Annotated in this window: 29 protein-coding genes and 1 tRNA gene; 25 read left to right on the top strand and 5 right to left on the bottom strand. The window is 62.9% G+C overall.

The features are described 5' to 3' along the window. Positions 1–198: 198 nt before the first annotated feature. The 25 genes from cbiB to ISP18_RS00320 all read left to right on the top strand — a co-directional run bounded on the left by cbiB (position 199) and on the right by ISP18_RS00320 (position 22,193). Positions 199–1,119 carry an adenosylcobinamide-phosphate synthase CbiB gene (gene cbiB / locus ISP18_RS00440; RefSeq protein WP_380007359.1) on the top strand — a complete coding sequence of 307 codons (921 nt, stop codon included), beginning with the start codon at positions 199–201 and terminating at the stop codon, positions 1,117–1,119. Then, entirely contained in the window at positions 1,112–2,095 is a 984-nt protein-coding gene (gene cobD / locus ISP18_RS00435) for a threonine-phosphate decarboxylase CobD (protein WP_380007362.1), read from the top strand. The genes cbiB and cobD overlap by 8 nt, the downstream gene beginning before the upstream one ends. Then, entirely contained in the window at positions 2,092–3,564 is a 1,473-nt protein-coding gene (locus ISP18_RS00430) for a cobyric acid synthase (protein WP_380007365.1), read from the top strand. The genes cobD and ISP18_RS00430 overlap by 4 nt, the downstream gene beginning before the upstream one ends. Next, a complete protein-coding gene (gene cobU / locus ISP18_RS00425) occupies positions 3,552–4,073 on the top strand; it encodes a bifunctional adenosylcobinamide kinase/adenosylcobinamide-phosphate guanylyltransferase (protein WP_380007368.1) in 522 nt (173 codons plus the stop codon). Before ISP18_RS00430 ends, cobU begins: the two co-directional genes overlap by 13 nt. After that, complete coding sequence (cobT, locus tag ISP18_RS00420) at positions 4,070–5,116, top strand: nicotinate-nucleotide--dimethylbenzimidazole phosphoribosyltransferase (RefSeq protein ID WP_380007371.1); 1,047 nt, start codon at positions 4,070–4,072, stop codon at positions 5,114–5,116. The genes cobU and cobT overlap by 4 nt, the downstream gene beginning before the upstream one ends. Then, a complete protein-coding gene (locus tag ISP18_RS00415) occupies positions 5,113–5,670 on the top strand; it encodes a histidine phosphatase family protein (protein WP_380007374.1) in 558 nt (185 codons plus the stop codon). The genes cobT and ISP18_RS00415 overlap by 4 nt, the downstream gene beginning before the upstream one ends. Continuing rightward, complete coding sequence (locus tag ISP18_RS00410; RefSeq protein WP_380010898.1) at positions 5,667–6,392, top strand: adenosylcobinamide-GDP ribazoletransferase; 726 nt, start codon at positions 5,667–5,669, stop codon at positions 6,390–6,392. The genes ISP18_RS00415 and ISP18_RS00410 overlap by 4 nt, the downstream gene beginning before the upstream one ends. Positions 6,393–6,480: 88 nt before the next feature. After that, complete coding sequence (locus ISP18_RS00405; RefSeq protein WP_380007377.1) at positions 6,481–6,780, top strand: FmdB family zinc ribbon protein; 300 nt, start codon at positions 6,481–6,483, stop codon at positions 6,778–6,780. Positions 6,781–6,914: 134 nt separating this feature from the next. Then, the gene (gene aspS / locus ISP18_RS00400; protein ID WP_380007380.1) at positions 6,915–8,687 is read left to right on the top strand and encodes an aspartate--tRNA ligase; all 1,773 of its coding nucleotides are present in this window, start codon (positions 6,915–6,917) and stop codon (positions 8,685–8,687) included. Positions 8,688–8,753: 66 nt separating this feature from the next. Further along, positions 8,754–9,437 (top strand): esterase/lipase family protein, encoded by a 684-nt coding sequence (locus tag ISP18_RS00395; protein ID WP_380007383.1) that lies wholly within the window; start codon positions 8,754–8,756, stop codon positions 9,435–9,437. A gap of 180 nt (positions 9,438–9,617) precedes the next feature. Beyond that, positions 9,618–10,352 carry a YebC/PmpR family DNA-binding transcriptional regulator gene (locus ISP18_RS00390; RefSeq protein ID WP_380007386.1) on the top strand — a complete coding sequence of 245 codons (735 nt, stop codon included), beginning with the start codon at positions 9,618–9,620 and terminating at the stop codon, positions 10,350–10,352. 22 nt (positions 10,353–10,374) lie between these two features. Next, on the top strand, positions 10,375–10,896 hold the full coding sequence (gene ruvC / locus ISP18_RS00385; RefSeq protein ID WP_380007389.1) for a crossover junction endodeoxyribonuclease RuvC: 522 nt from the start codon (positions 10,375–10,377) through the stop codon (positions 10,894–10,896). Next, a complete protein-coding gene (gene ruvA, locus ISP18_RS00380; protein WP_380007392.1) occupies positions 10,893–11,489 on the top strand; it encodes a Holliday junction branch migration protein RuvA in 597 nt (198 codons plus the stop codon). The genes ruvC and ruvA overlap by 4 nt, the downstream gene beginning before the upstream one ends. A gap of 2 nt (positions 11,490–11,491) precedes the next feature. Continuing rightward, positions 11,492–13,393: a potassium transporter Kup gene (locus ISP18_RS00375; protein WP_380007395.1), complete on the top strand. Its 1,902-nt coding sequence runs from the start codon at positions 11,492–11,494 to the stop codon at positions 13,391–13,393. A gap of 160 nt (positions 13,394–13,553) precedes the next feature. Further along, a complete protein-coding gene (ruvB, locus tag ISP18_RS00370; RefSeq protein ID WP_380007398.1) occupies positions 13,554–14,600 on the top strand; it encodes a Holliday junction branch migration DNA helicase RuvB in 1,047 nt (348 codons plus the stop codon). Next, complete coding sequence (gene ybgC, locus ISP18_RS00365) at positions 14,593–15,012, top strand: tol-pal system-associated acyl-CoA thioesterase (RefSeq protein ID WP_380007401.1); 420 nt, start codon at positions 14,593–14,595, stop codon at positions 15,010–15,012. Before ruvB ends, ybgC begins: the two co-directional genes overlap by 8 nt. A gap of 335 nt (positions 15,013–15,347) precedes the next feature. Continuing rightward, positions 15,348–16,034, top strand: coding sequence for a protein TolQ (gene tolQ / locus ISP18_RS00360; RefSeq protein WP_380007404.1), 687 nt, complete (start codon positions 15,348–15,350; stop codon positions 16,032–16,034). 15 nt (positions 16,035–16,049) lie between these two features. Beyond that, positions 16,050–16,496 (top strand): protein TolR, encoded by a 447-nt coding sequence (tolR, locus tag ISP18_RS00355; protein WP_380007407.1) that lies wholly within the window; start codon positions 16,050–16,052, stop codon positions 16,494–16,496. After that, on the top strand, positions 16,483–17,421 hold the full coding sequence (tolA, locus tag ISP18_RS00350; RefSeq protein WP_380007410.1) for a cell envelope integrity protein TolA: 939 nt from the start codon (positions 16,483–16,485) through the stop codon (positions 17,419–17,421). Before tolR ends, tolA begins: the two co-directional genes overlap by 14 nt. A 10-nt stretch (positions 17,422–17,431) precedes the next feature. Beyond that, complete coding sequence (gene tolB / locus ISP18_RS00345) at positions 17,432–18,751, top strand: Tol-Pal system beta propeller repeat protein TolB (protein ID WP_380007413.1); 1,320 nt, start codon at positions 17,432–17,434, stop codon at positions 18,749–18,751. Positions 18,752–19,005: 254 nt separating this feature from the next. After that, positions 19,006–19,515 (top strand): peptidoglycan-associated lipoprotein Pal, encoded by a 510-nt coding sequence (gene pal / locus ISP18_RS00340; RefSeq protein WP_380007416.1) that lies wholly within the window; start codon positions 19,006–19,008, stop codon positions 19,513–19,515. 2 nt (positions 19,516–19,517) lie between these two features. Then, positions 19,518–20,345: a tol-pal system protein YbgF gene (ybgF, locus tag ISP18_RS00335; protein ID WP_404559227.1), complete on the top strand. Its 828-nt coding sequence runs from the start codon at positions 19,518–19,520 to the stop codon at positions 20,343–20,345. A 198-nt stretch (positions 20,346–20,543) separates the two neighbouring features. Beyond that, positions 20,544–21,224, top strand: a complete 681-nt coding sequence (gene queE, locus ISP18_RS00330) for a 7-carboxy-7-deazaguanine synthase QueE (protein WP_380010901.1) — start codon at positions 20,544–20,546, stop codon at positions 21,222–21,224. A gap of 156 nt (positions 21,225–21,380) precedes the next feature. Further along, entirely contained in the window at positions 21,381–22,061 is a 681-nt protein-coding gene (gene queC / locus ISP18_RS00325; RefSeq protein WP_380007422.1) for a 7-cyano-7-deazaguanine synthase QueC, read from the top strand. A gap of 56 nt (positions 22,062–22,117) precedes the next feature. Beyond that, a tRNA-Lys gene (locus ISP18_RS00320) sits at positions 22,118–22,193 on the top strand. A 99-nt stretch (positions 22,194–22,292) separates the two neighbouring features. Here the strand turns inward: ISP18_RS00320 and ISP18_RS00315 are convergent. The 5 genes from ISP18_RS00315 to ISP18_RS00295 form a co-directional block, all read right to left on the bottom strand. Continuing rightward, the gene (locus ISP18_RS00315) at positions 22,293–23,027 is read right to left on the bottom strand and encodes a TVP38/TMEM64 family protein (protein WP_380007425.1); all 735 of its coding nucleotides are present in this window, start codon (positions 23,025–23,027) and stop codon (positions 22,293–22,295) included. Continuing rightward, positions 23,024–23,581, bottom strand: a complete 558-nt coding sequence (locus ISP18_RS00310) for a nucleoside deaminase (protein ID WP_380007428.1) — start codon at positions 23,579–23,581, stop codon at positions 23,024–23,026. The genes ISP18_RS00315 and ISP18_RS00310 overlap by 4 nt, the downstream gene beginning before the upstream one ends. 15 nt (positions 23,582–23,596) lie before the next feature. Then, complete coding sequence (locus ISP18_RS00305) at positions 23,597–25,360, bottom strand: glutamine--tRNA ligase/YqeY domain fusion protein (protein ID WP_380007432.1); 1,764 nt, start codon at positions 25,358–25,360, stop codon at positions 23,597–23,599. A gap of 102 nt (positions 25,361–25,462) precedes the next feature. Next, positions 25,463–26,083, bottom strand: coding sequence for a dephospho-CoA kinase (coaE, locus tag ISP18_RS00300; protein WP_380007435.1), 621 nt, complete (start codon positions 26,081–26,083; stop codon positions 25,463–25,465). Further along, positions 26,080–26,937, bottom strand: a complete 858-nt coding sequence (locus ISP18_RS00295; protein WP_380007438.1) for a prepilin peptidase — start codon at positions 26,935–26,937, stop codon at positions 26,080–26,082. The genes coaE and ISP18_RS00295 overlap by 4 nt, the downstream gene beginning before the upstream one ends. Positions 26,938–26,954: the final 17 nt, after the last annotated feature.

The raw sequence follows: 26,954 nt of genomic DNA, 5'->3' as shown, positions 1-26,954 counted from the left end.
GGCGGCGGGGGGGGGGGTTGTGCCCCCCCCCCCGGCGGAACCAACTCTCCCCACCAACACCCCCCCCCCCCCGGTTTGGGGGGGGGGGGGTGGGGGGGGGCCCAACACTTGCCTCAGACCTCCAACTTCCTCGCAAGTGTTCACCCCCTCCCAACCTCCCCCTGCAAGCAGGGGGAGGAGCACTGGCGAGGAGACAACATGAGCACCGCCCTGGCCATGCTCGCCGCCGTCTTACTCGACCGTCTGTTTGGTGAGCCGCGCCGGGCACATCCGTTGGTGGCGTTCGGGCGCATAGCTAGTTGGATCGAAAAACGCATGCATGCGCATCAGCGTGCGAGAGGCGTGTTCGCATGGCTGCTCGCGGTGCTGCCGTGTGTGTTGCTGCTGCAAACCGTGCAGCAATGCCTACCGAAGTGGCTCGCTTGGTGCATGGCGGTGATCGTGCTTTACCTGACGCTTGGCCTGCGCAGTCTCGGTGAACATGCTCGGCCGGTCGCCGCGGCATTGCAGGGAGACGATCTCGATGCAGCACGCCAAGCGGTCGGATACATGGTAAGCCGCGATACCGCAGCGTTGAACGCTCAGCAGGTCGCGGCTGCCGCCACCGAATCGGTGCTGGAAAACGGCAACGATGCGGTGTTCGGCGCCTTGTTCTGGTTCGCCGTGCTGGGGGCGCCCGGCGCCTTGCTGTATCGGTTGGCGAATACGCTTGATGCCATGTGGGGCTATCGCACGCTACGTTATGAGCGTTTCGGCTGGGCCGCGGCACGCATCGACGATGTGCTGAATTTCCTGCCCGCGCGGTTGACGGCGTTTACCTATGCGTTGGGCGGACGTTTCGAAAGCGCCGTTCGCTGCTGGCATGCGCAGGCGCCGCAATGGGACAGTCCCAACGCGGGGCCGGTGATGGCGGCGGGCGCGGGTGCTTTGGGCGTGAGACTGGGCGGCGCGGCGCCTTATCACGGCGTATGGGAAGCCAGACCGGAACTTGGAGAGGGCCACCCGCCCGATGCCGACGCCATTTATCGCGCGCTGCGTTTGCTGCATCGTGGCGTGATCATTTGGATGGCTGCGGCGCTGTTGCTTGGCCTCGCCATGCAGGGAGGCGCGCATGCTTGAACACGGCGGACGGTTGCGGCGCGCAGCGCGCGAATACGGCATTGCGCTGGAGCACTGGCTGGATCTGTCCACCGGCATCAGTCCTTTCGGCTGGCCGCTCCCGGATATTCCGGCTTCGACGTGGCGGCGTTTACCCGAAGAAGACGATGGCCTGATCGAAGCGGCCTGCACGTATTACGAAGCACCTGCCATATTGCCGGTGGCAGGTTCGCAGGCAGCTATTCAAGCGCTGCCGCTGCTGCGATCGATGTCGCGCGTCGGCGTGATTGCGCCGGGTTATGCCGAGCATGCGCAGGCATGGCAACGCGCAGGTCATCGCGTGGAAACACAAGCCGTCGATGCGCTGCTCGCGAACGTAGCATCGTGGGATGTGCTGGTGCTGATTCATCCCAACAATCCCGGTGGCGAGCGCTTTGATCCTCAAACACTGCTGAGCATTCATGCCGAGCTGGCGACGCGTGGCGGTTGGCTGGTGATCGATGAGGCGTTCATGGACGTGACGCCGAATGAAAGCTTGTGCCGCTACACGGATCGCGAAGGGCTGATCGTATTGCGCTCGGCCGGCAAGTTTTTTGGCTTGGCTGGTGCGCGTGCTGGCTTCGTCTGCGCATCACCGGCCTTGCTTGACGCCTTGCACGAACAGCTTGGTCCGTGGACTTTGAGTGGTCCTACACGTCATGTATTGAAACAGGCGCTGACGGATCGCGCTTGGCACGCACAGGCGCGCGGGTGGTTGCTGCAAACCAGCGAGCGTCTGGCAGCGTTGCTTGCCAAATATGGATGGGTTCCCACCGCAGGCTGCGGGCTATTCCAGTGGTGCCGCCACGAAGATGCTGGGCGCGTTCACCGTGCGCTGGCGCAGCGCGGCATTCTCACCCGCCTGTTCGATACGCCAGCCAGCCTGCGTTTCGGCCTGCCGCCGGATGAGGTCGCTTTTGAACGCCTCGATCGAGCACTGGCGGAGGTGCTGCGATGACTGCGCGCGTGCTCATGGTGCAAGGCTGTACTTCCGATGCCGGCAAAAGCACCTTGGTTGCCGCGCTGTGCCGGTGGGCATATCGGCGCGGCTTGCGCGTTGCGCCTTTCAAACCGCAGAACATGGCCTTGAATTCTGCGGTAACGGCTGATGGCGGTGAGATCGGGCGCGCGCAGGCGGTGCAGGCGCAGGCTTGCGGGCTCGAGCCGAGCATCGATTTCAATCCGGTGCTGCTGAAGCCGAACAGTGACGTCGGCGCGCAGGTGATCGTGCACGGCCATCCCGTCGCCAACATGGATGCGCGCGATTACCACGACTACAAACGCCGCGCCTTCGATGCGGTGCTGGCATCGCATCGACGTCTGGTCGATACCTATGACGCGGTGATCGTCGAAGGTGCGGGCAGCCCGGCCGAAATTAATCTGCGCGACCGTGACATCGCCAATATGGGTTATGCGGAAGCGGTGGACTGTCCGGTGATCCTGATCGCTGACATCGATCGCGGCGGTGTATTCGCCCATCTGGTCGGCACGCTGACGCTGTTGTCGCCGAGTGAACGCGCACGCGTCATCGGCTTTGTCATCAATCGTTTCCGCGGCGATCTCGCTTTACTGCAGTCGGGCCTCGATTGGCTGGAACGCGAGACCGGCAAGCCGGTGCTCGGCGTACTGCCTTATCTGCACGGATTGCAGCTTGAAGCAGAAGACGCCTTGCCGCGCGAGCGCGCAAACAAGCCGCAGGCATTGCTGCGCGTGGCCGTGCCGGCTTTGCCGCGCATCAGCAATCACACCGATTTCGATGCGCTGCGTGCGCACCCCGATGTCGATCTGCGCTTCGTGGGGCCGAACGAAACGCCACCCGCTTGCGATCTCATCATCCTGCCCGGCTCCAAATCCACGCGCGCCGATCTGGCATGGCTGCACGCGCAGGGATGGGATCGCGCGATGGCGCGGCATCTGCGTTATGGCGGCAAAGTGCTCGGCATCTGCGGTGGACTGCAAATGCTGGGACGCGCCGTGCATGATCCGCAGGGCATCGAAGGCGCGCCCGGTTCCAGCGAAGGTCTGGGCTGGCTGGAACTGGACACGACGCTGGAGACTCGCAAGCAGCTTCATCGTGTAGCGGGCCGCCTGGCCTTCGCCGATGCGCATGTGCAGGGTTATGAAATTCACTGCGGCATCAGTCGTGGTGAGGCGTTAACCTCACCTTTCGCGCGACTCGACGATGGCCGCAGCGATGGTGCAATGTCGGCGGATGGTCAGGTGATGGGCAGCTATCTGCACGGTTTGTTCGACGATCCACAGACGCTTTCCGCCTTGCTGCAATGGGCCGGTTTGCACCATGCCGCCACGGTGGACGTGCGTGCCCTGCGCGAAGCCAGCATCGAACGGCTGGCTGATATGGTGGAGCATCATTTGAATACTGCGCTGCTGGAAAAATGGCTGGGAATGACCGCATGCGTACCCTAATTCTTGGCGGCGCCCGTTCGGGCAAAAGCGCGCTAGCCGAACGGCTGGCAGGCGAAAGCGAGCGGGATGTCGTCTATGTGGCCACGGCGCAGGCCGGCGATGCGGAAATGGCGGTGCGCATCGCGCATCACCGCGCACGCCGTCCGCGGCAATGGCAATGCGTGGAAGAACCGCTGCATCTGGCCGATGTGTTGCGCGGGCATGCTCGGGAAGATCGCTGCATCCTGGTCGACTGTCTTACGCTGTGGCTCAGCAATCTGCTCGGTGACGCCGACGCGCAATATTTTGAACGCGAGCGTGATCGGCTGCTGGATGTGTTGCCCGGCTTGCAAGGCGACATACTGATGGTCAGCAACGAAGTCGGCCTCGGTATCGTGCCGATGGGCGCATTGACACGCCGGTTCGTCGATGAGGCTGGGCGCCTGCATCAAGCCATTGCCGCGATCAGCGAGCGCGTAGTGTTCGTTGCCGCAGGTCTACCTCTTGCTCTCAAAGGAACACTTCCATGAGTTTCGACTGGCTTTCTTCGCCATGCGCACAGCCCGATGCCGAGTTGGCCGAATCGGCACGCGCGCATCAATTGCAACTGACCAAGCCGCCGGGTTCGCTCGGCACGCTGGAAGCGGTGGCGATCCAGCTTGCTTCGTTGCAGCGTACGGCTGCGCCCGCGGTGGATCGCGTGTGGATCAGCGTGTTCGCCGCCGATCACGGTGTGGCGGAGGAGGGCGTTTCGGCTTTCCCGCAAGTCGTCACCGGTGAGATGGTGCGCAACTTTGCTACGGGCGGCGCGGCGATCAGCGTGCTGGCGCGCAGCCTGGATGCGAAGCTGGACGTGGTGAACCTGGGCACGGTGAACGATCCGGGTGATATCCCGGGCGTGCGTCGCGCGATCATCGCGGCATCCACCGCGAATTTCTGCCACGGTCCCGCCATGACGGAAGCGCAACTGGACGCCGCGCTCGACGTCGGCGCAGAAAGCGTGCGCGCCGCGCGGAAATCAGAGGCGCAGCTTTTTATCGGCGGCGAAATGGGTATCGCCAACACCACCTCGGCCGCCGCGCTGGCGAGTGCCTTGCTGGATGAGCCGCCTTCGTGCCTCGCTGGCGCGGGCACGGGTCTCAATGCAGCCGGCATCCAGCATAAAGTGAGCGTGCTGGAGCGCGCCTTGGCGCAACACGTCACGGCGAAGACTGCGCTGGAACAATTGCGCTGCCTGGGCGGTTTCGAGATCGCCGCGCTGGTCGGCGCCTATGTGGCCGCTGCGCAGGCGGGCATACCGGTGCTGGTCGATGGTTTCATCACCACCACCGCAGCACTGGCGGCGGTGTCGATCCAGCCGCAATTGCGACCATGGCTGCTGTTTGCACATCGCTCGAAGGAGCACGGTCACGTACGGGTGCTGATGGCACTGGAGGCGGAGCCGCTGATCGATCTCGGGTTGCGTCTGGGTGAAGCCAGCGGCGCGGCTACCGCAGTGCCCTTGCTGCGGCTTGCCTGCGCTTTGCACAACGGCATGGCGACGTTCGAACAAGCGGGTGTGTCTACAGCATGAGCATGAAGATCGAATTGCTTCGTCACGGCGATACGGCGCAGCGAAGTTATCGCGGGCAGCTCGACGATGCGCTGAGCGAGCTGGGCTGGTCGCAGTTGCGCGCAGCGGTGCAGGGGCGCGCGTGGGATTGCGTCGTGTCGTCCTCGTTGCAGCGTTGCGCAGCGTTTGCGCGCGAGTTGACGCTTGCGCGCGAACTACCGTTGCGCATCGACGCACGGCTTGCTGAATATCATTTCGGTGATTGGCAAGGTGTGCCGATCGAGCGGATTGCGGAAGAGCAGGGCGATGCATTGGGGCGCTTCTGGGCCGATCCGGTGAAGCATCCGCCACCGGGAGCCGAAACCTTCGAGGCATTTCGCGAGCGATTGTCCGCGGCGCTGGATGACATCGCGATGCAAGCAACAGGGCCGCGCGTTCTGGTGATCACGCACGGCGGCGCAATCCGCCTGCTGCGCTGCCTGGTGGAGCGACGCAGCTACGGCGACATGGCTGGCATCGAGGTGCCGCATGCGTCGCTGCATCCGTTGCCATGGCCCGCGGTGGAAATGGCGTGATGCGTGCGCTGCTGGTCGCGATCGGCTTTCTGACACGGGTGCCCGTGCCGGCCCATGCGTATGACGATGCGCGCGCCAAGGCATCGTCGCTGGCCTGGTACCCGCTGGTCGGTTTGCTGATCGGCCTGCTGCTTGGCGCGCTCGCGTGGCTACTGCGCGATACGCCTGCATTGCTCTCTGCCGGCTTGCTGGCGGCGGCATGGGTAGCAGTCACGGGCGCGCTGCATCTTGATGGCCTGGCTGACAGCGCCGACGCATGGATCGGCGGCATGGGCGATCGCGAAAAGACACTGGCGATCATGAAGGACCCACGCAGCGGTCCCGCCGGCGTGGTGGCCTTGGTGCTAGTACTGCTGCTCAAGTTCGCCGCGCTGGCGAGCCTGGGGCCGGCACCGTGGGCGGCATTGCTGCTGGCGCCGGTGCTGGCGCGGGCCGGCCTTACCGCGTTGTTTCTCACCACGCCTTATGTGCGCAGCAGTGGCCTGGGTACGGCGCTGACGGATGCCCCCCGATATGCTTGCGGGCTGGCGCTGGCGCTTACGACAGCCGGATGCGTGTTGTTCGGCGGGCGCGGCCTGCTGTCGTTCGTGCTCGCGGCGGCGGTGTTCGGTCTGTGGCGACAGGCCTGCCTGAACCGGCTGGGCGGCTGCACCGGCGACACCGCGGGTGCGCTGGCCGAAATGGTGGAGGTAGCGGTGCTGGTGGGTTTGGCCGTACGCTGAGGCGGGCCCAATACCGTTGAATTTGGCCTTTCCGTCCCGATAATCACCCGCGGCCATCGGCCCCGATGGAATTTGCGGAGCCTTTCCTATGCCTATTTACGAATTTCAATGCAACGCCTGCGGTCATCGTTTTGACCGCCTGCAGAAACTGTCCGACCCCGATCCTGCCAACTGTCCTGATTGCGGCGCGCCGCAAGTGCAGCGGCAGATCAGCGCGCCGCAGTTCCGGCTGGCGGGCGGCGGCTGGTATGAGACCGATTTCAAGAAAGACGGCGACAAAAAGCGCAACCTGGTAGGTGATGCCGGCGCGACCAAGCCGGCGGAGAGTGCTCCTGCGCCTGCTCCGGCAGCGGAAAGCAAACCGACCACACCGACCACCGCCAGCTGAGCGTTGAAGGTCGACGCTATCGCGCACTCACTCCTCTCCCTGGAGGGGAGGGGGAGTAAAGACGGCGGCAGTGTTAACATTCCGAGTCTTTTCCACGCTGATCTGCCGCCCCGGCGGCCCGGAGCTTTAAGCGCATGCGCACGCATTACTGCGGCCTCATCAACGAGTCGCTGGTTGGCCAGACCGTCACCCTGTGCGGCTGGGTGAACACCCTCCGCCTGCAGAGCCACGTCGCCTTCGTCGACCTGCGCGACCATGAGGGTATCGCCCAGTTGGTGATCGAGCGTGAGAACGCCGCCGCTTTCGGCGTGGCCGGCGAGCTGGGCTACGAATACTGTGTGCGCGTCACCGGCAGCATCCGCAAGCGTCTGTCGGCTAACGACAAGCTCAAGACCGGCACGGTGGAACTGCTGGCCGAGCAGGTAGAGATTCTCAATGCCGCGAAGGATCTGCCTTTCGCGCTGCACGAGAACCCCAACGAGGACATGCGGATGACTTACCGCTACCTCGACATGCGCCGCCCCGAGATGCAGCAGATGATGCGCACTCGCATCAAGCTGGTGCAGTCACTGCGCCGCTATCTGGATGCGCGCGGCTTCCAGGACATCGAAACGCCCATCCTTACCAAGGCCACGCCGGAAGGCGCGCGCGATTACCTGGTGCCCAGCCGCGTGCATGCAGGCCAGTTCTACGCGCTGCCGCAGTCGCCGCAGTTGTTCAAGCAGATACTGATGATGGCTGGCTTCGATCGCTACTATCAGATCGCCCGCTGTTTCCGCGACGAAGATCTGCGTGCCGACCGCCAGCCGGAATTCACCCAGCTCGATATGGAGTTCGCCTTCGTGCAAGAGCGCGACGTGCAGGATTTCGTCGAAGCGATGATCCGCTACGTGTTCAAAGAAGTGGTCGGTGTGGAGTTGGCCGAATCGTTCCCGCGCATGACTTGGGACGAAGCGATGCGCCGCTACGGTTCCGACAAGCCGGACCTGCGCATTGCGCTGGAACTGGTCGACGTGGCCGAAATGCTTAAGTACGTGGAATTCAAGGTCCTAGCGGAACCGGCCAACGATCCCGCCGGTCGTGTCGCCGCGCTGCGCCTGCCGGGCGGCGCCACGCTCAGCCGCAAGGAAATCGATCAGCTCACCGAATACGTCGCCAAGTACGGCGCGAAGGGCCTGGCCTGGATCAAGGTGGAAGACCTCGCCAAGGGCCGCGAGGGCGTGAACTCGCCGGTGGCGAAGTTCCTCGACGATGCCGCGCTTAACGCCGTGCTCAAGGCCACCGGCGCGCAATCCGGCGACATGGTGTTCCTAGGCGCCGGCAAGTGGAAAACCGTCACCGACTTCATGGGCGCGCTGCGCCTGAAGGTCGGCAAGGACCGCGGCCTGGTGGAAAACAGCTGGAAGCCGCTGTGGGTGACCGACTTTCCGATGTTCGAATACGACGAGGAAGAACAGCGCTTCGTCGCCTTGCATCATCCGTTCACCGCGCCGAACGTGGATGACATTGCCGAGCTGCGCGCCAATGCCGCCAACGCAGTAAGCCGCGGGTACGACATGGTGCTCAATGGCAACGAGATCGGCGGCGGTTCGATCCGTATCCATCGTCCGGACATGCAGAGCGCCGTGTTCGAGCTGCTCGGCATCGGCGCGGAAGATGCCGAGATGAAGTTCGGCTTCCTGCTCAAGGCACTGAAGTTCGGCGCGCCGCCGCACGGCGGCATCGCATTCGGCATCGATCGCGTTGCGGCGCTGATGGCGGGTACCGAATCGATCCGCGACGTGATCGCCTTCCCCAAGACCACCAGTGCGCAGGATCTGATGACGGATGCGCCGTCGCTGGTGAGCGAGGCGCAGTTGAAAGAACTGCACGTCGCGGTGTCCGTCACGGAAAATACGAAGCGTTGAGCCGGCCATGCCATGCCGCGCGTTCGGCATGGCATGCTGGCTGCCGTTTCGTAGCTGTCTGACTTCATGACTGAACACGTCATCCTGCTGCATGGCCTGTGGATGCGCGGTTTTGCGCTGGGCTTGCTGCATCGCCGCCTGATGGAAGAGGGTTTCCGCGTCCATCGCTTCGACTACATGAGCGTGGCGGCGACACAGCAGCACATCCTGGCCCGGCTGCAGGCCAGCATGCTCGACTACGCGCCCGGACCGGTGCATCTGGTCGGCCACAGCCTGGGCGGTCTGCTCGCACTGCGCGCCTGTCTGGAAGCAAAGGATCTGCCGTCCGGTCGCATCGTCTGCCTCGGTTCCCCACTGAAGGGCAGCGCCGCGGCTCGTGCTTTCTCGCGTTTGGGGCGCGGCGGTGAGGTGCTGCTGGGCCGCAATCGCGAACTGCTGGAACTGGGCTTGGAAGCCTGGAAGGGCACGCGCGAAGTAGGGGTGATCGCCGGCAGCATGCCGATCGGCCTGGGCGCCATGCTCAGCCCGATCACCGGGGAGCACGACGGCACCGTGGCGGTGGAGGAAACCGTCGTGCCGGGCTTGGCCGCCCATTGCGTGGTGGAAACCAGCCATACTGGGTTGCTGTTTTCGGCAGAAGTCGCGCGGCTGACGGCCAACTTCTTGCGTGAGGGCTACTTCGACCCCCTCTCCCCTCCGGGGAGCCCATCACCTTCTTTTCCTTTCCCCAAGGGGAAAGGAGTGGGGTGAGGGGTCATTCTTGCGCAATATTTCGCCAAGAAACCCTTATGCAAAAGCCAGCCCTACGCAAGATTGACCACTCATCCGACCCTTCGGGCCACCTTCTCCCCGAAGGGAAGAAGGAAGAGCGATGGCGCAATGCAGTAAAATCCCCCGCTTTCCACTTTCAAACCCCAGCCAGGTGTCCCCATGGGTAGAGGCCCGTCCATCGAAGGTCGCAAGAATGCCGAAGACGCCAAGCGCGCCAAGGTGTTCACCAAGCTGATCCGCGAAATCACCGTCGCCACGCGAGCCGGCGTGCCCGACCCGGCGCTCAATCCGCGCCTGCGCACGGCCGTGGATAAGGCGCTGACCGCCAATATGTCCAAGGACACCATCGAGCGCGCGATCAAGCGCGGCTCCGGCGCCGACGGCGGCGCCAAGATGGAAGAACTGCGCTACGAAGGCTATGGCCCGGGCGGCATCGCGCTGATCATCGAGGCATTCACCGACAACACCACTCGCACCGTCGCCGACGTGCGCCATGCGCTTACCAAGCATGGCGGCAACCTCGGCACCAGCGGCTCGGTGGCATTCCAGTTCACGCGCTGCGGCGAACTGGTGTTCCACACCGGCGGTGATGCGGCGAAGGAAGAAAAGATTCTGGAAGCCGCGCTCGACGCCGGCGCCGACGACGTGGTCAACGAGAACGGCGAAAGCACGGTGATCTGCGCGCCGGAAAACTTCGAAGCGGTGCAGCAGAAGCTGCTTGAAGCCGGCCTCGACGCCGCGCATGCGGGCGTAGTGATGCGCCCGAACAACCGTACCGCGGTATCGGGCGAAACGCTGGAAACGCTGCTCGAGCTGCTGGAAAAACTCGATTCGCTCGACGATGTGAGCGAGGTGTATCACAACGCACTGCTGCCCGCAGACGTCGCCGGCTAATCATGGGCTTTCGAGCCGCCTAATGATTCGCATCCTCGGCATCGACCCAGGCAGTCAGCGCACCGGCATCGGCATCGTGGATGTCGATGCCGCCGGCAAGCTGTCGCATGTTTTTCATGCCGCGCTGGTCGTTGCCGGCGAAGAAGATTTCACGCTGCGCCTCAAGCGCATCTTCGAAGGCGTGGATGAGATCATCACCCTGTATCGTCCGGTGGAATGCAGCATCGAGCGTGTGTTCATGGCACGCAATCCCGATTCGGCGCTCAAGCTCGGGCAGGCGCGCGGCGCAGCCATCTGCGCGGCGGTCAACCGCGGCATCACAGTGCACGAATACGCCGCCACCGAAGTGAAGAAGGCCGTGGTCGGCGGCGGTCGCAGCGATAAAACCCAGGTACAGCACATGATCGGTGTATTGCTCGGCCTCAAGGGCCCGATCCAGGCGGACGCGGCCGACGCGCTGGCGATTGCGGTGGCGCACGCACACACCCGATCCAGTCTCGAACGCGTGGGTATTCCGCGCACGGCATGGAGGCGTCGCCGATGATCGGTCGACTCAGAGGCATCCTGATTTCCAAGCAGCCGCCGTGGCTGCTGGTGGAAGTGGGTGGCGTGGGCTACGAGCTGGAAGCGCCGATGTCCACCATCTACGACCTGCCGCAAACCGGTAAGGAAGTAACGCTGCTTACGCACTACGCGGTGAAGGAAGACAGCGTTGCGCTGTATGGATTTCTGCATGAGTCCGAGCGCACGTCGTTCCGCAATCTGCTGAAAGTCAGCGGCATCGGCGCGAAGACCGCGCTGGCCGTGTTGTCGGGCGTGTCCACACAGGATTTCGCGCGGCTGGTGCATGCGGGCGATGTGGTGGCGCTCACCAAGATTCCAGGCATCGGCAAGAAGACGGCCGAACGCATTGTGGTGGAACTGCGCGATCGCGTGGACGGGCTTGGTGTGAATGTGCCCGGATTTGCCGCAGCGTCGGGCGCACCCCTCGATCCGGCCGCCGAAGCCACCGTGGCGTTGCAACAGCTTGGCTACAAGCCGGCGGAAGTCGCCCGGCTGGTGCAGAAGGTCGCCGCTTCGGGCGACGACGCCGAAACCATTATCCGCAAGGCGCTGCGCGCCGCACTTGGGAGTTGATCGTGGGTCAGGACATTCATCACGGCGTGAGCGAAGTCGATACCAAGAAGCGGCTAGCGGTATTGGCGCTGGGCGCGGTCGGCGTCGTTTACGGCGACATCGGTACCAGTCCGCTGTATACCCTGCAGACCACGCTGAGTCACGATGGCATGCAGCCCACGCCGGAAAGCATCTACGGTGTGCTGTCGCTGATCTTCTGGGCGCAGATCATCGTCGTGTCGCTGAAGTACGTGTTGTTCATCATGCGCGCGGACAACAAGGGCGAAGGCGGCATCATGGCGCTAATGGCGCTGGCGCTGCGCGGCGTGGGCGGCCAACCGAAGTTGCGTTGGTTGCTGGCGATCATCGGCATTTTCGGCGCCTCGCTGTTCTACGGCGATGGCGTGATCACGCCGGCGATTTCGGTACTGTCGGCGGTGGAAGGCGTGAAAGTGGCGGCGCCGGGATTGGAGCATTGGATCGTACCGGTGACGGCGGTGATCCTGTTCTTCCTGTTCGCGCTGCAGCGGCATGGCACGGACCGCGTGGGTAAGCTGTTCGGTCCTGTGATGGTGATTTGGTTCATCACCATTTCGCTGCTCGGCGCGCGCATGATTCTCAACGAACCGCACGTGCTGTACGCGATCAATCCGTATTACGGTTGGCGCTTCTTCCTCACGCACGGTACGCAGGCCTTCGTTGCACTAGGTGGTGTAGTGCTGGCTCTGACCGGCGCCGAGGCGCTGTACGCGGACATGGGGCACTTCGGCAAGCGCCCGATTCGCCTGGCGTGGTTCAATTTCGTGCTGCCCGCGCTGATACTCAATTACTTTGGTCAGGGTGCTCTGCTGTTGCAGCATCCGGAAGCGATCGACAATCCGTTCTTCAAGACCGTGCCGTCGATATTGCTGTATCCGATGATCGCGCTGGCCACGGTCGCGACGGTGATCGCTTCGCAGGCAGTTATCTCCGGTGCGTTCTCGATGACGCGCGAAGCGATGTCGCTGGGCTATTCGATGCGTATGCCGGTGGTGCATACCTCGCGCGAGATGTCCGGTCAGATCTTCGTGCCGTGGATCAATGCCTTCCTGCTGGTGATGGTGTTGCTGGCGGTATTCGGCTTCCGCAGCTCCGAGAACCTGAGCGCGGCCTACGGCATCGCGGTGACCGGCACGATGACCATCACCACTGTGCTGGCGCTGTTCGTGGCGCGTCACCAGTGGGGCTGGCGCGTGCCGATTCTGTTGGTCGTGGGCGCGACCCTGCTGATCATCGACGTCTCGTTCTTCGCTGCCAACCTGATCAAGGTGGAATACGGCGGCTGGTTCCCGCTGGTGCTGGGCCTGTGTGTGTTCGTGGTGATGACTACCTGGCGTCGCGGACGCGAACTGGTGGTGCGCGAGATTAAGCAGGGCGGTCTGGCGCTGTCGCCGTTCATCGAGAACATCACCGAGCACCCGCCGCTGCGCGTGCCCGGCACTGCCGTGTTCCTCACCGCCAACCAGAACGCCGTGCCACATGCGCTGCTGCACAATCTCAAGCACAACAAGGTGCTGCACGAGCGCAACGTGATGCTCACCGTGGAGGTGCTGGAAGCCCCCTTTGCCGACCGCGAAGAACGCATTCACGTGTCGCCGCTGGGTAGTGATTTCTACGGCCTGGCAGTGCGCTTCGGTTTCGCCGAGGATCCGAACATCCCGCTCGTGCTGTCCAAGTGCGCCAAGATCGGTCTGCCGTTCGACCTGATGGACACCACCTTCTTCCTGTCGCGAGAGAACATCGTCGCCGACAAACGCCGCCCCGGCATGGCACTGTGGCGCGATCGGCTGTTCGCCTTCCTGTCGCGCAATGCGTTGCCGGCGACGGCGTTCTTCCAGATTCCGGGCAATCGCTTGATCGAGCTGGGGACGCAGGTGGAGATTTGATGAAGCTGGGAACGGGGAGCAGGAAACGGGGAACCTGATAGTTCGCGCAAGTGTTCCTGTCTTTGCTCAGATGGCCATTTGAGACAGAAAAAGCGTCAAATCCACGCTTTATGCCTCACGTTCCCTGTTCCCTATTCCCCGTTCCCCGCATAATCCCCTTATGTCCGATCACCGCATCATCACCGCCGCCGCGCAACTGGATGACGAAGCCCTCGAGGCTTCCATCCGTCCCAAGCGGCTCAACGAATACCTGGGCCAGCAGGCGGTGCGCGAACAGCTTTCGATCTACATCGAAGCAGCGAAAAGGCGTGGCGGTGCACTCGATCATGTGCTGATCTTCGGTCCGCCGGGCCTGGGCAAGACCACGCTGAGTCATGTGATCGCCAACGAACTGGGCGTGAACATCCGTTCCACCTCCGGTCCGGTGCTGGAACGTGCGGGCGATCTGGCCGCGCTGCTTACCAACCTCGAAAAGAACGATGTGCTGTTCGTGGACGAGATCCATCGCCTCTCGCCGGTGGTGGAGGAAGTGCTCTATCCGGCGATGGAAGATTTCCAGATCGACATCATGATCGGCGAAGGCCCTGCCGCGCGTTCGATCAAGCTGGATCTGCCGCCGTTCACTCTGATCGGCGCGACCACGCGCGCGGGCCTGTTGACGGCGCCCCTGCGCGATCGCTTCGGCATTGTGCAGCGGTTGGAGTTCTATTCTCCCGAGGAGCTGACCGCAATCGTGCGCCGCTCAGCGCGCATTCTCGGCATCACTTGCGAAGTGGAAGGCGCGCAGGAAATCGCGCGTCGCTCGCGCGGCACTCCGCGCATCACCAACCGCCTGCTGCGTCGCGTGCGCGATTACGCCGAGGTGCGTGCCGATGGGCACATCACGCGCGACGTGGCGAATGCGGCGATGGATATGCTCAAGGTCGATGCCGAGGGCTTCGACGAGCTGGACCGCCGCCTGCTGGTCACTATCATCGAGAATTTCGACGGCGGTCCGGTCGGCGTGGAATCGCTGGCCGCCGCGCTCAGCGAGGACCGCGGCACGCTGGAGGACGTCGTCGAACCCTACCTTATCCAGCAAGGCTTCCTGGTACGCACCGCCCGCGGCCGCATGGCCAGCGCGAAGGCCTGGCGTCACCTCGGCCTCACGCCGCCTCCGCGACAAGCGCAGCCGGGCGATTTGTTTGGTGGTGGCCAAGATGTCTGAGGCAAAGCTTTTTCATTGGCCCGTGCGCGTCTACTGGGAAGACACCGATGCCGGCGGCGTGGTGTACCACGCCAGCTACCTGCGCTTCCTGGAACGTGCCCGCACGGAATGGCTGCGCTACCTGGGCGTGGACCAGATGGCGTTCAAGCAGGCGACCGGACTGGCCTTCATGGTGCACCGGATGGAGATCGACTTTCTCAAGCCCGCCCTGCTGGACGATGAACTGCTAGTCACGGTGGAAGTCAAAGAACGTCGTTCAGCCAGTATTCTTTTCGTGCAAACGATCGCCCGGGCGGATGGCGCTGTGCTTATCCAGGCGCAGGTCCGCGCGGCTTGCGTGGACCTGCAACGGATGCAGCCCGCGCGGATCCCGGATGACATCATCGGCCGGATCGATCGCGTCCCGGCCTGATCCAAGTATTGGAGGATGTTCTGATCAATTCTGTGTAGGTGGCATGATGTCCAGAAGGCTTGCAGGGTGTGTTGCGCGGCACAGGGAAGACTGGCCGTCTTTTCAAGCCGCGCGGCGCAGCCTGCGAGCCTTCTGGACATCACCCCATCATTTAAAATCGAACACGTGGGGCCGACTCTGTCCGTCCGCATGCCTTCGGCCCATCGTCTCGACAGACGGCCAGTCTGCCTTCGCCGATGCTCCTGTGGCCTGCGAACGGACAGAGCCGGTGACACCTGCACAGAATTGATCAGAGCATCCTTAGACATACCCATGCGGTGGAGAGCCCCCAAGCCATGAACGGTGGATTGAACGTTTTCGAGATCCTTGCGGATGCAAGCTTGCCAGTGAAACTGGTGATGCTGGTGTTGGTGATAGGGTCGTTCTTCTCCTGGGTGATCATCATCCGCAAATATTCGCAGCTGAAAGCCGCGATGGAGAATGCCGAATCCTTTGAGGAGCGCTTCTGGTCCGGTGCAGACCTGGCGCAGCTGTTCCGCGAAGTGAGCAACAACGGCGACAACTCCGGCGGCATGGAGAACATCTTCGAGTCGGGCTTTCGCGAATTCGTACGTCAGCGCCAGCGTCGTGGCGCCGAAGTGCGCACGGTGATCGAAGGCTCCGAGCGCGCGATGCGCGTAGCCGGCACCAAGGAGATCGGCCTGTTGGAGCGCAATCTGGAATTCCTCGCCAACGTCGGTTCCATCAGTCCGTACGTGGGTCTGTTTGGCACCGTGTGGGGCATCATGGGCGCGTTCCAGGGCCTGGGCGAAATGAAGGACGTCACCATCGCCGTGGTGGCGCCGCACATTTCCGAAGCGCTGATCGCCACCGCCATGGGCCTGTTCGCCGCGATTCCGGCGGTGTGGGCTTACAACCGCTACGCCAACAAGGTCGAACGCGTCGCCTCGCGCTACGAAGTGTTCCAGGAAGAGTTCTCCTCCGTACTGCAGCGCCAGATCCAGACCGACGAAACCCATTAAGAAGAGGCCGCGACCATGCTCAGTTCCGCGCGCCATAAGCGTTTAAAGCTCAAATCCGAGATCAACGTCGTGCCCTACATCGACGTGATGCTGGTGCTGTTGATCATCTTCATGGTCACCGCGCCGATGCTCAACGCCAACGTCGACGTCAACCTGCCGCAAGCCAACGCCAAGTCGCTGCAGGACAAGAAGGAGCCGGTGATCGTTTCGGTCGATACGAAGGGACAGATGTATCTCACCCTCGGTACCAGCAAGAAAGAACCCATCGACGCAGATGCGCTGAAGGTAAAGGTCGGCGCGTTCGTGAAGCAGAACCCAGACGTGAGCGTGCTGGTCGCAGGCGATCGCGACGGCAAGTACGACGGTGTTTACCAGGTACTGGCCTTGTTACAGCAGGCCGGAGTGGCCAAGGTCGGTTTGATGAGTGCGCCGGAGTCGGGCAGTCCGAATGGAAGACCGTAACCCCAAAGGCACCCCTTTGGCGGTCGCGCTGTCCGCCATTCTCCATCTGGGCATCGTGGCATTCCTGTTTCTGGCGATGCTGCCTTGCACGTCGTACGAGAAATTTCTCACCGAGCTGCATCTGCCCAATCCGATCACCTGTACGCCGCCGCCGCTGCAGTTGAGTGGTCCCGTGATCGAGGCCACGCTGATCGGCAATACCGGCGCGCCGCCACCCAAGGCGGAGAAGGTCAAGCCGATCCCCAACACTGTGCCGCCGCCGCCCTCGGTGCCACCTCCGCCTCCACCGCCGATAGAGCAACCGAAGCAGAGCCAGCTGCCGCCCCCGCCGGAGCATCCGGACGTGGTGGATCAAGAGCGCGTGGTGCAGGAAGGTCTGCAAAAGGCCGAGGAAGCCAAGAAGGAACAGGAAGAAAAGCAGCGCCAGCGCCAGGCCGAACTGGACGCCCAGGCGGCCAAAAAGAAGGCCGAGCAGCAAAAGGTGGATGAGCTGTTCAAGCAGCTCGATGCCGCCTCGGCGCAGACGCAGAAAGCCGAGAACAAGGCCAAGCAGGCCAAGCAGCAAATGGCGGACCTGAAAAACGCTCAGGCCAACGGCTTGCCCGACCTGCCGAACGCTGCGCAGCGCCAGACCGGCAACAATTCCAACAGCACGCTGCTATCGCAATATCTGGCGGCGATTCAGAACGCCGTCACGCAGAATTGGACGCGCCCGGATAACATGCCGGGCGTTCCATGCGTGGTCCACATTGTGCAAAGTCCGGGTGGCACAGTGCTGAGCGCCAAGGCATCGCCTAACTGTCCCTATGACGAGGCCGGCAAGCGGTCGGTCGAAAACGCGGTGCTGAAGGCGCAGCCGTTGCCGTATCAAGGCTTCGAAAGCGTGTTCCAGCGTGATCTCAATTTCACCTTCATTCCGCAGTGAGCAAGCCCTTATGCGTAGATCATTCCGATCGCTCGTCCATCTCATCCTGCTACTGATCGTCGGCTTGGCCGCAGGCCCCGTTGTGGCTCAGGCGCTGAACGTGCAGATCGTCGGCGGCATCAAGACCGCGACACCCATTGCCGTCGTGCCGTTTGCTCAGCAAGGCGCACCGTTGCCCACAGATGTGGCCGACGTGATTCGCAACGACCTCAATCGCTGCGGCAAATTCCGCTCGCTGGCCGTGAGCGAGATCGTCGAACAGCCCAGCCAGGGTTCCGACATCAAATTCGCTACGTGGCGTTTGCTCAAGCAGGACTACATCGTGATCGGTCGCATCAAGGATGCGGGTAACGGTATGGTGTCGGTGGAATATGAGCTGTGGGACGTCGCCCGTCAGCAGCGTCTGTTGGGTGGCGCGATGCCACCGGCCGCCACCAGCGATCTGCGCGGCGTGGCGCACCAGGTTGCCGATGCGATCTTCCAGCAGATCACTAGCGTGCGCGGCGCCTTCTGGACGCGCATCGCCTACATCACCATGGTCGGTAGCGGCAACAACGCCACCTATTCGCTGATCGTGGCCGACTCCGATGGCTACAACCCGCAGGTGGTGGCGCGTTCGCATGAAGCGCTACTGTCGCCCAAGTGGTCGCCCGATGGCAGCCGTATTGCCTACGTGTCGTTCGAAAGCGGCAATTCGGCCGTCTACATCCAGAACATCAACACCGGGGCCCGTCAGCTCATTTCCGGCCGTGCCAAGGGCATCAACAGCGCACCGGCCTGGTCGCCCGACGGCAGCAAGCTGGCCCTGTCGCTCTCTTATACCGGTAACCCCGAGATCTACGTGATGGACGTGGCCTCCCGCCAGGAAACCCGCCTGACCCGCAGCCTGGCGATCAATACCGAGCCGGTCTGGTCGCCAGATGGCCAGAGCATCTATTTCACCTCCGACCGCTCCGGTAAGCCGCAGATCTATCGCATGCCGGCCAGCGGTGGCACGCCCGAGCGTGTCTCCTTCCAGGGCCAGCAGAACCTGGACGCCGATATCAGCTACGACACCAAGCAGATTGCCATGGTGCAGGCCAACGGGAACGTGTATCGTATCGCCATCGTGGACCAGAGCCTCGGTGGGCAGGTGCGCTTCATCTCGCCCGGTCCGATTGACGAATCGCCAAGCTTCGCGCCGAACGCCAGCATGCTGATTTACGCCGCCACCGATGGAGCTCGAGACGTGCTTTACGCCGTGTCGAACGACGGCATGGTGCGGCAGCGCCTGGCGCTCGCCGACGGCGACGTCCGCCAGCCGGCTTGGGGACCTTATCGCAAGCAGTAATCTGGTCCGGCCGCGAACCTAAGTGGGCGCGGTCGGATGTCTGAAGAGGGGCCCGGGGCTCGCAAGTGTTCCGGCCGCAACGGGCGTGGCGGTTTGCCATGCTTGTTTTACTGGCCTCTGCAGTACAATGCGTGGCCGTAAGTTTGTAGGTGTAAGAAAAAATAAAACAACAGCCGGTACACCGGCGATGGCTGTCCCGTAACCGCAATCGTCATTGACTGTCGGAAACCAAACCCGTTTGAAGGAACGTCACCATGAATAAGACCGTTCGTATCGCCCTGGTCGCCCTGCTTTGCGTCGGCGCGGCCGCCTGTTCCAAGAAGCAGGAAGTGAAGCCCCAGCCGCAGCAGCAGCAGGAGACCACGACCGCTCCGGCCCAACAAGGTACCGGCAAGTACACCGCCGCTGACCTCGACACCGACGCATGCTTGAAGCAGCGCGTTGTGTACTTCGACTTCGACAAGGATGAAGTGAAGCCGGAGTTCCAGCAGATCATGCAGTGCCATGCCAAGTTCCTGCAGGACGTGCCGACTGCTCGCATGCGCCTGGAAGGCAATGCCGACGAGCGCGGTACGCGTGAATACAACCTGGGCCTGGGCGAGCGTCGTGCGAACGCCGTGTCCAGCGCGCTGCAGGCCAATGGCGGTTCCGCCAGCCAGGTCAGCGTGATCAGCTACGGCAAAGAAAAGCCCGTGTGTCGCGAGCACAATGAGGATTGCTGGAGCAAGAACCGTCGCGTTGAGATCGTCTACACGGCGACATAATGGTGTTCCGGTTGGCTTATCGTTTCATGGCCAATCTCAGCATGGCGGGCGCCTTGGCGTCCGCCATGCTGTTTGTGGCGTCCGTGCATGCCCAGAGCTCTCCCATGAGCTTGGCCGATCGTGTCGCGCGGCTCGAGCAGCTACAGCAGAACCAGGACCAGAACAAGGTCAACCAGCTTAATCAACTGCAGCAGATGCAGTCGACGATGCAGCAGATGCAGGGACAGATCGAAGAACTGCAGCATCAGGTGCAGCAGTTGCGGGAGCAGAACAAGGCTCAGTACACCGATCTAGATGCCCGCATCGGCCGACTGGAAAAACTGGGTAGCGCGAATCCGGCACCTTCGGCTAGTGCACCGGCTCCGGCATCTGGCGCCTCCGCACCTGCTGCAGCAGCGCCCGCCGCAGCTTCCGCGCCAGCGGAATCGGCCGCCGAGAAGGCCGCTGCGCTCACTGCGTACAACGTCGCGTTCAAATCGCTGCGCGCGGGCGATTACGTTTCGTCATCGCGCGGTTTTCGCGAATTCATCCAGAAATACCCGAATGACGCGCTCACGCCGAATGCGTTCTACTGGCTGGGCGAGTCGTACTACGCCACCACCAATTACCAAGTTGCCGTGGAAGCCTTCAAGCGTCTGCTGAGTCAGTACCCGCAAAGCGATAAGGCGGCGGATGCCACGCTCAAGCTCGGCTACAGCCAGTTGGAGATGAAGCAGACGGACGAGGGCATCGCCACGCTGAAGTCGGTGGTGAGCAAGTATCCCAATTCCAACGCGGCCAAGCTGGCCCAGGAACGCCTGCGCCGTCTCTCGCAGCAGACGGCTCGTTGAGAGCCTGTCTATGATCTGTGCGCAGCCCTCGTTACGCCTGAGCAGTCGCTATGCGGCAGCACGTGGCTTGACCAGACAGCCAGTCTGGCGCTGCGCCCCGCACTACCACCTAACGACTGCTCAGACGCAACGCGGACCACGCACAGACCATAGACAGGCTCTGAGGGCAGAGCGGTGAGCATCACGAGTCCGGTGAACGTGGAAACGACCACGTCGACCACGTCGACTCCGTCGACGGTCGAACGTCTGCGTATTACCGAGATCTTCCATTCGATTCAGGGCGAAGCCGATGCTATTGGCTGGCGCACGGTATTCGTGCGCCTCACCGGCTGCCCGCTGCGCTGCGTGTGGTGCGATACGGAGTATTCGTTCTACGGCGGCAACTGGCGTGATATCGACGACATTCTCGCCGAGGTCGCCTCGCACGGCGCCGGCCATGTGTGCGTCACCGGCGGTGAACCGTTGGCGCAGAAACGCTGCCTGGTCCTGCTGCACAAGCTATGCGACGCCGGCTACGAAGTGTCGCTGGAAACCTCTGGTGCGCTTGATGTTTCCAACGTCGATCCGCGCGTGCGCAAGGTGATGGATCTGAAGGCGCCGGATTCCGGCGAAAGCGCACGCAATCTCTGGTCCAATCTCGATCACCTGCTACCGCACGATCAGGTGAAAATCGTAATTGCCAGTCGCGCTGATTACGAATGGGCGCGCAGCGTTGTTGCCGAACATCGCATCGATCGGCGCTGCATGGTGCTGTTCTCGCCCGTGCACGGCGCTGTCGAGCCGCGTGCGTTGGCCGAATGGATCATCGAAGACAAATTGCCGGTGCGCTTTCAACTGCAGCTGCACAAGCTGTTATGGAATGATGCGCCGGGGCATTGAGCTCGTTCGCTTGTGCGAAATGTGTGAGCTCGCTTCGCCATAAGGACGAGATGAAGTTCTCCATTACGTGGAGAGATAAAACCATGCGCCCCGGCCTGTGTTGCCGGTCAGCGTTCCCGGCCGGTGACCGGCCGTTCTTCTGCACTTGGAATTACCATGTCAGCTTCCAAACCCCGCAAGGCCGTCATCCTCGTTTCAGGAGGCATGGATTCGGCCGTCACCATCGCCATCGCGCGCGAACAAGGCTATGAGGTGCTTGCACTGAGCGTCGCCTATGGTCAGCGCCATAGTTCCGAGCTGGATGCAGCCGCGCGTGTCGCCCACATGCTCGGCGCTGTCCAACACAAAACCGTACATGTGGACCTGCGCACCATCGGCGGCTCCGCGCTCACAGCGGACATCGACGTACCGGAGCAGGGTGGCGAAGGCATTCCGATCACTTACGTGCCGGCGCGCAACACCATCATGCTTTCCGTGGCGCTGGGCTGGGCCGAAGTGCTCGGTTCCACCGATATCTGGTGCGGCGTGAATGCCGTGGATTACTCGGGATATCCCGACTGCCGCCCGGCCTTCGTCGAAGCCTTCGAACATCTCGCCAACATCGCCACCAAGGCCGGCGTGGAAGGCGCGGGCATCCGTATCCACGCGCCGCTAATGGCCATGAGCAAGGCCGACATCGCCCGCGAAGGCCATCGCCTGGGCGTGGATTTCTCCGCCACGGTCAGCTGCTACCAGGCCGACGCGGAAGGCCGTGCCTGCGGCCACTGCGATGCCTGCCGCCTGCGTGCGCAAGGTTTCCGCGAGGCCGGTTTGCCCGACCCCACCCATTACGCCTAACCGTCAGCTTGTGCCGCGGGCGTCCAGGCCATAAAATGGCCGACTAACTTTCTTTCGGGCCGTTAGCTCAGTCGGTAGAGCAGTAGACTTTTAATCTATTGGTCGACAGTTCGAATCTGTCACGGCCCACCACATATAGAAGGTTCTGCATCGCTGCAGAACCTTCTTTTTTTGCGCGATGTTCACTGAAGCAATGTCCTCGAATCCTAAATTCGCGGACGCAATGACGACTCAAGACTGATCGGTCGAGTCATCCGCGCGCGGCGTCGACGGATGCCAGCGTGACTTGAACCGCTCCATTACCAGTGGCGCCAGCGACAGCAGCGCGAGCACGCCGAGCGGTGCGATCACGTCGGGGTCGAAGATCAAGCCAAAGCCAACGTGACGCCCATGAGCGAGTGCACGTCCTAAGCCCGCGCCCACGGATGTTTCGAACAGCAGCATCAGCGTGCCGCCGAACCAAGTGGCACCAAGGAACAGCCACAGCGAACAGCGCAACCAGGCGAGCGCCATGGTGACCAGTCCGAACGGTGCGACCGGGACCAATCTCAGGAACAGCGTGTAGACCACCGGATGACGTTCGAAGCCGTGGTGCAGTTTGTCCACGAGGGCGGGTGGGTGCTTGCTGCCCGCGCCGAAGGCGTAGCGGCTGGCGAGGAACAAGATGAGTGAGCCGAGGGTAAGCCCGATGGACGAATACGTCGTGCCCTCCACGATGCCGAAGGCAAACCCGGCCGCGAGGATCAGCAGGATGGTGACGGGAACGCCCGTGCAGGTCGCCAACACCAGCAGGCCGATGTAGGCCAGGCGGCTCATCCAGGGATGCTCGGCGAGATGCGCGTGCAACTCGTGCTGATGCTTGACGAGCTGCTCAGGGTGAATGCGGTCGAACACACCCGAGGCCAACAGTACAAAGCCCGCCGCGATCAGCAGCAGCAGCGGCAGCGCGGCGCGTAGGCGTTTCAATATGTTTCCCCTCGGGCACCGTAAGCGGCGAGCACGTTGCGCGCCTCTTCGCGCAGGATGTCACGCCGCACGGCGATGCCGCGGCGCTCCAGCTCGCCGGTCCAGTCGGCGGGCAGGGGACCTTCGTCGAAGGTGGTGAGTTCTTCCACGTCTTCCCCCCGGGCGCCGATCAGCAAGGTGTCGACACCAGCCCAGAAAGTGGCGCCATAGCATTGGCAGCAGGGCTGCGCGCTGGTGGCCAGGGTGTAGTGGCCGCCTTGTTCGTTGAGGCGATAGCTGGCAAGGCGCTGCTGGGCGGCCATGTAGGCCAGCATCTCGGCGTGGGCCACGGAACAGGTCTGCGGAATCACTCGGTTGGCGGCGGCGGCAATCAGGCGCCCATGTTCATCGAACACGGCAGCGCCGAAGGGGCCGCCCTGGCCGTGTTCGATGTTGCGTCGCGACAGCTCGATCGCCAGCCCCACGCGCTCCTCGTCCGTAAGGTATCGCCGGCTTGTAATGGCGACGTCTTCGATCCAGGGCGGCAGGGTGAGGTGAATCTGCAGCGGCAGCATGCGCTCAGCCTACCCTCAACCCGCCGCCTGCTTGGCCCAGGTATCACGGAGGGTGACGGCACGGTTGAACACGGGGGCTTCCGAGCGGTGATCCAGGCGATCCGCCACGAAGTAGCCCAGGCGTTCGAACTGGTAGCGCTGTTCTGGCGCGGCTTGCGCGGCGGAGTGCTCCAGCCAGCCGCGTACGATGCGCTTGGCGTCCGGGTTGATGTGTTCGATCCAGCTTTTGCCGTCGCTTTCGTCATCCGGCGTGGCTACGTTGAACAGGCGGTCGTACAGGCGGATTTCCGCGGCGACGCCGTGCTTGGCGCTGACCCAGTGGATGGTGCCTTTCACCTTCCGATCGGCGCCGGGCATGCCGGCGCGGGATTCGGGATCGAGCGTGCAATGCACTTCCGTCACGCTGCCGTCGGCGGCCTTGATGATCTGTTCGCACTTCACGATACCTACGCCGCGCAGGCGCACTTCGCCATCGGGTTTTAGGCGATGGAAGCCCTTCGGCGGCACCTCGGCGAAATCCTCGCGCTCGATCCACAGCTCGCGCGAGAAGGGTACTTGGCGCGTGCCGACGCTTTCGTCCTTGGGATGATTGGGGAAGGTGAGCGATTCCTCGTGGCCGTCCGGCAGGTTAGTGATCACCAGCTTCAGCGGATCGATCACCGCCATGCGGCGCGGGGCGGTGGCGTCCAGATCCTCGCGCACGCAGTTTTCGAGGATGGCGTAGTCGATCACGCTGTTCTGCTTGCTCACGCCCAGCCGTTCGATCAGCAGGCGGATGCCGCTGGGCGTGAAGCCGCGGCGGCGCAGGCCGCGCAGGGTGTTCATGCGCGGGTCGTCCCAGCCGTCGACCAGACCTTCGTTCACCAGCTGGGCCAGTTTGCGCTTGCTGGTGATGCTGTAAGTGAGGTTCAGGCGCGAGAACTCGATCTGGCGCGGCTTGGCCGGCTCGGTGCGAAAACCGGCCTGGCGCATGTGTTCCCACAGTTCCGGATGGTTGGGCAGGTCCACTTTGTCCACGAACCAATCGTAGAGCGGGCGGTGATCCTCGAACTCCAGCGTGCACAGCGAATGGGTGATGCCTTCCAGCGCATCCGAAAGGCAATGCGCGTAGTCGTACATCGGGTAGATCGGCCACTGGTCGCCCGTGTTCTGGTGGGTGACCTTGCGGATGCGGTAGATGGCCGGGTCGCGCATGTTCATGTTGCCGGAGGCCATGTCGATCTTGGCGCGCAACGTCTTGCTACCGTCCGCGAATTCGCCAGCGCGTATGCGGCGGAACAAATCCAGGTTCTCGTCCACGCTGCGGTCGCGGTGGGGCGAATTGCGACCTGGTTCGGTGAGAGTGCCGCGGTATTCGCGCATCTCCTCCGCGCTGAGGTCGTCCACGTAGGCGTGGCCGTCCTGGATCAGCTTGATGGCAGCGCGGTAGAGCACCTCGAAGTAGTCGGAGGCATGGCGCAGGTCGTGCCAGTCGTAGCCCAGCCAGCGCACGTCGTCCTTGATGCCTTCGACGAACTCGGGGTCTTCCTTGCCGGGGTTGGTGTCGTCCAGGCGCAGATTGCACCAGCCGGCGAACTCACGGGCGATGCCGAAATCCAGGCAGATCGCCTTGGCATGGCCGATGTGCAGGTAGCCATTGGGCTCGGGCGGAAAGCGCGTGCGGATGGCGGTGTGTTTGCCGCTGGCCAAGTCCTCGCGAATGATCTGACGGATGAAATCGCGCGGCGCGTCGGTCTCAGGGGTTGCAGCAGGCTTAGCGGCAGCGGACGAGGTGGACATCGGGTCAGGAGTTCGCAGAAGGAGCGGGAATCCCGAAGTTTAACCGTTTGAAGGGGAAGGATGCTCTGAACAGGTCAGAGCAGCCGCGTAACAACGACGCGCTCAACTGCGGGCGGCGGCTAGGGCCAGGTAACGCTGATGTAGGGCAGCCACTTGCGATTCCAAGGCCGATTCCGGACCGTTGTTATCGATCACGTCATCCGCCAACGCCAGGCGGGCGGTGCGGGAAGTCTGGGTGGCAAGGATGCGGACGGCCAGGTCCTCGTCCATGCCGTCGCGCTGCATCAGGCGTTGCAACTGGGTGGCCTCCGGCACGTCCACCACCGCGATCCGATCCACCCAGCGGTAATGCCCGATGTTCTCGGCCAGCAGCGGAATGGCCAGCATTACGTACGGGCCTTCGTCGGATTGCGCGCGTTCCAGCAGCCACTGCCGCACGCGCGGGTGCACGATAGATTCCAGCGTCTTGCGCGCGGTCGGATCGACAAAGACGCGCTCGCGCATCCGCGGACGATCGAGCCGGCCCTTGGCATCCAGCACCTCGCTGCCGAATGCGGCGACGATCGCCGCCAATCCATCGTTGCCAACTTCCACCACCACCCGCGATGCCTGATCGGCATCCAACACGTGCACACCGTGCGCCTTGAAGCGTTGCTCCACCGCGCTCTTGCCAGAAGCGATGCCACCGGTAAGCGCCACTGTAAACGGCATGGTCTTGCTCATCGCATCCCGGTGAAGCTCATGTAGGCATGCCACAACTGACCGCCCGCAATGAACCAAACCCATCCCGCCATGGCGATGAATGGGCCGAACGGCATCGGCACTTCACGCCCATGTTTGCGCAGGGCGATCAACGTGCCGCCCACCAGCGCGCCGATAAACGAAGAAAGCAGGATCACCGGCAACAACGCCATCGGCCCCATCCAGGCACCGAGCGCGGCAAGCAATTTGAAATCCCCAAAGCCCATACCTTCCTTGCCGGTGAGCAACTTGAATAGCCAGTACACGCTCCACAGGCTGAGGTAGCCGATCGCAGCGCCGAGGATCGATGCTGGCGGTTCGACGAAAAGGTGGATGAGGCTCAACAGCAAGCCTGCCCATAACAGGGGTAGGGTGATCTGGTCCGGCAACAGCTGCGTGCGGAAATCGATGCCTGACAGCGAGACCAGAGCCCAGGTAAGGAACATGCCTGCGAGGCCAGCCCAGGTGGGGCCGAATTTCCAGATGATGATGGCGCTGAGGATGCCGGTCAGCAGTTCGATCAATGGATATTGAATGGATATGGGTACCTGGCAATAGCGGCAGCGTCCACGCAACAAAAGCCATCCAAACAGTGGGATGTTGTCGCGGACAGCCAGCGAATGTTTGCAATGCGGGCAGTGCGAACCCTCGCGGACGATGCCTGGTGGCAGGGATTCTTCAGGCAGTTCGAGGCCCAGGACGTCATGCGCTTCCCGTCGCCAGAAAGCATCCAGCCGGGCCGGCAGGCGCAGGATCACGACGTTGAGAAAACTGCCTACGATCAGGCCAAGCACGCCTGCGACGACAATCCAGATTGTGAGCGGCAAATCGGGCATGCGTGAACCATGGGTAT

Source organism: Dyella humi (assembly GCF_044904605.1).
Classification (GTDB): Bacteria; Pseudomonadota; Gammaproteobacteria; order Xanthomonadales; family Rhodanobacteraceae; genus Dyella_B; species Dyella_B humi.
This window is presented reverse-complemented; position numbering and strand designations above follow the sequence as displayed.

Coding starts and splice junctions, on each gene's coding strand:
- cbiB (WP_380007359.1), top strand. CDS start 199: ATGAGCACCGCCCTGGCCATGCTCGCCGCCGTCTTACTCGACCGTCTG.
- cobD (WP_380007362.1), top strand. CDS start 1,112: ATGCTTGAACACGGCGGACGGTTGCGGCGCGCAGCGCGCGAATACGGC.
- ISP18_RS00430 (WP_380007365.1), top strand. CDS start 2,092: ATGACTGCGCGCGTGCTCATGGTGCAAGGCTGTACTTCCGATGCCGGC.
- cobU (WP_380007368.1), top strand. CDS start 3,552: ATGCGTACCCTAATTCTTGGCGGCGCCCGTTCGGGCAAAAGCGCGCTA.
- cobT (WP_380007371.1), top strand. CDS start 4,070: ATGAGTTTCGACTGGCTTTCTTCGCCATGCGCACAGCCCGATGCCGAG.
- ISP18_RS00415 (WP_380007374.1), top strand. CDS start 5,113: ATGAGCATGAAGATCGAATTGCTTCGTCACGGCGATACGGCGCAGCGA.
- ISP18_RS00405 (WP_380007377.1), top strand. CDS start 6,481: ATGCCTATTTACGAATTTCAATGCAACGCCTGCGGTCATCGTTTTGAC.
- aspS (WP_380007380.1), top strand. CDS start 6,915: ATGCGCACGCATTACTGCGGCCTCATCAACGAGTCGCTGGTTGGCCAG.
- ISP18_RS00395 (WP_380007383.1), top strand. CDS start 8,754: ATGACTGAACACGTCATCCTGCTGCATGGCCTGTGGATGCGCGGTTTT.
- ISP18_RS00390 (WP_380007386.1), top strand. CDS start 9,618: ATGGGTAGAGGCCCGTCCATCGAAGGTCGCAAGAATGCCGAAGACGCC.
- ruvC (WP_380007389.1), top strand. CDS start 10,375: ATGATTCGCATCCTCGGCATCGACCCAGGCAGTCAGCGCACCGGCATC.
- ruvA (WP_380007392.1), top strand. CDS start 10,893: ATGATCGGTCGACTCAGAGGCATCCTGATTTCCAAGCAGCCGCCGTGG.
- ruvB (WP_380007398.1), top strand. CDS start 13,554: ATGTCCGATCACCGCATCATCACCGCCGCCGCGCAACTGGATGACGAA.
- ybgC (WP_380007401.1), top strand. CDS start 14,593: ATGTCTGAGGCAAAGCTTTTTCATTGGCCCGTGCGCGTCTACTGGGAA.
- tolQ (WP_380007404.1), top strand. CDS start 15,348: ATGAACGGTGGATTGAACGTTTTCGAGATCCTTGCGGATGCAAGCTTG.
- tolR (WP_380007407.1), top strand. CDS start 16,050: ATGCTCAGTTCCGCGCGCCATAAGCGTTTAAAGCTCAAATCCGAGATC.
- tolA (WP_380007410.1), top strand. CDS start 16,483: ATGGAAGACCGTAACCCCAAAGGCACCCCTTTGGCGGTCGCGCTGTCC.
- tolB (WP_380007413.1), top strand. CDS start 17,432: ATGCGTAGATCATTCCGATCGCTCGTCCATCTCATCCTGCTACTGATC.
- pal (WP_380007416.1), top strand. CDS start 19,006: ATGAATAAGACCGTTCGTATCGCCCTGGTCGCCCTGCTTTGCGTCGGC.
- queC (WP_380007422.1), top strand. CDS start 21,381: ATGTCAGCTTCCAAACCCCGCAAGGCCGTCATCCTCGTTTCAGGAGGC.
- ISP18_RS00310 (WP_380007428.1), bottom strand. CDS start 23,581: ATGCTGCCGCTGCAGATTCACCTCACCCTGCCGCCCTGGATCGAAGAC.
- ISP18_RS00305 (WP_380007432.1), bottom strand. CDS start 25,360: ATGTCCACCTCGTCCGCTGCCGCTAAGCCTGCTGCAACCCCTGAGACC.
- coaE (WP_380007435.1), bottom strand. CDS start 26,083: ATGAGCAAGACCATGCCGTTTACAGTGGCGCTTACCGGTGGCATCGCT.
- ISP18_RS00295 (WP_380007438.1), bottom strand. CDS start 26,937: ATGCCCGATTTGCCGCTCACAATCTGGATTGTCGTCGCAGGCGTGCTT.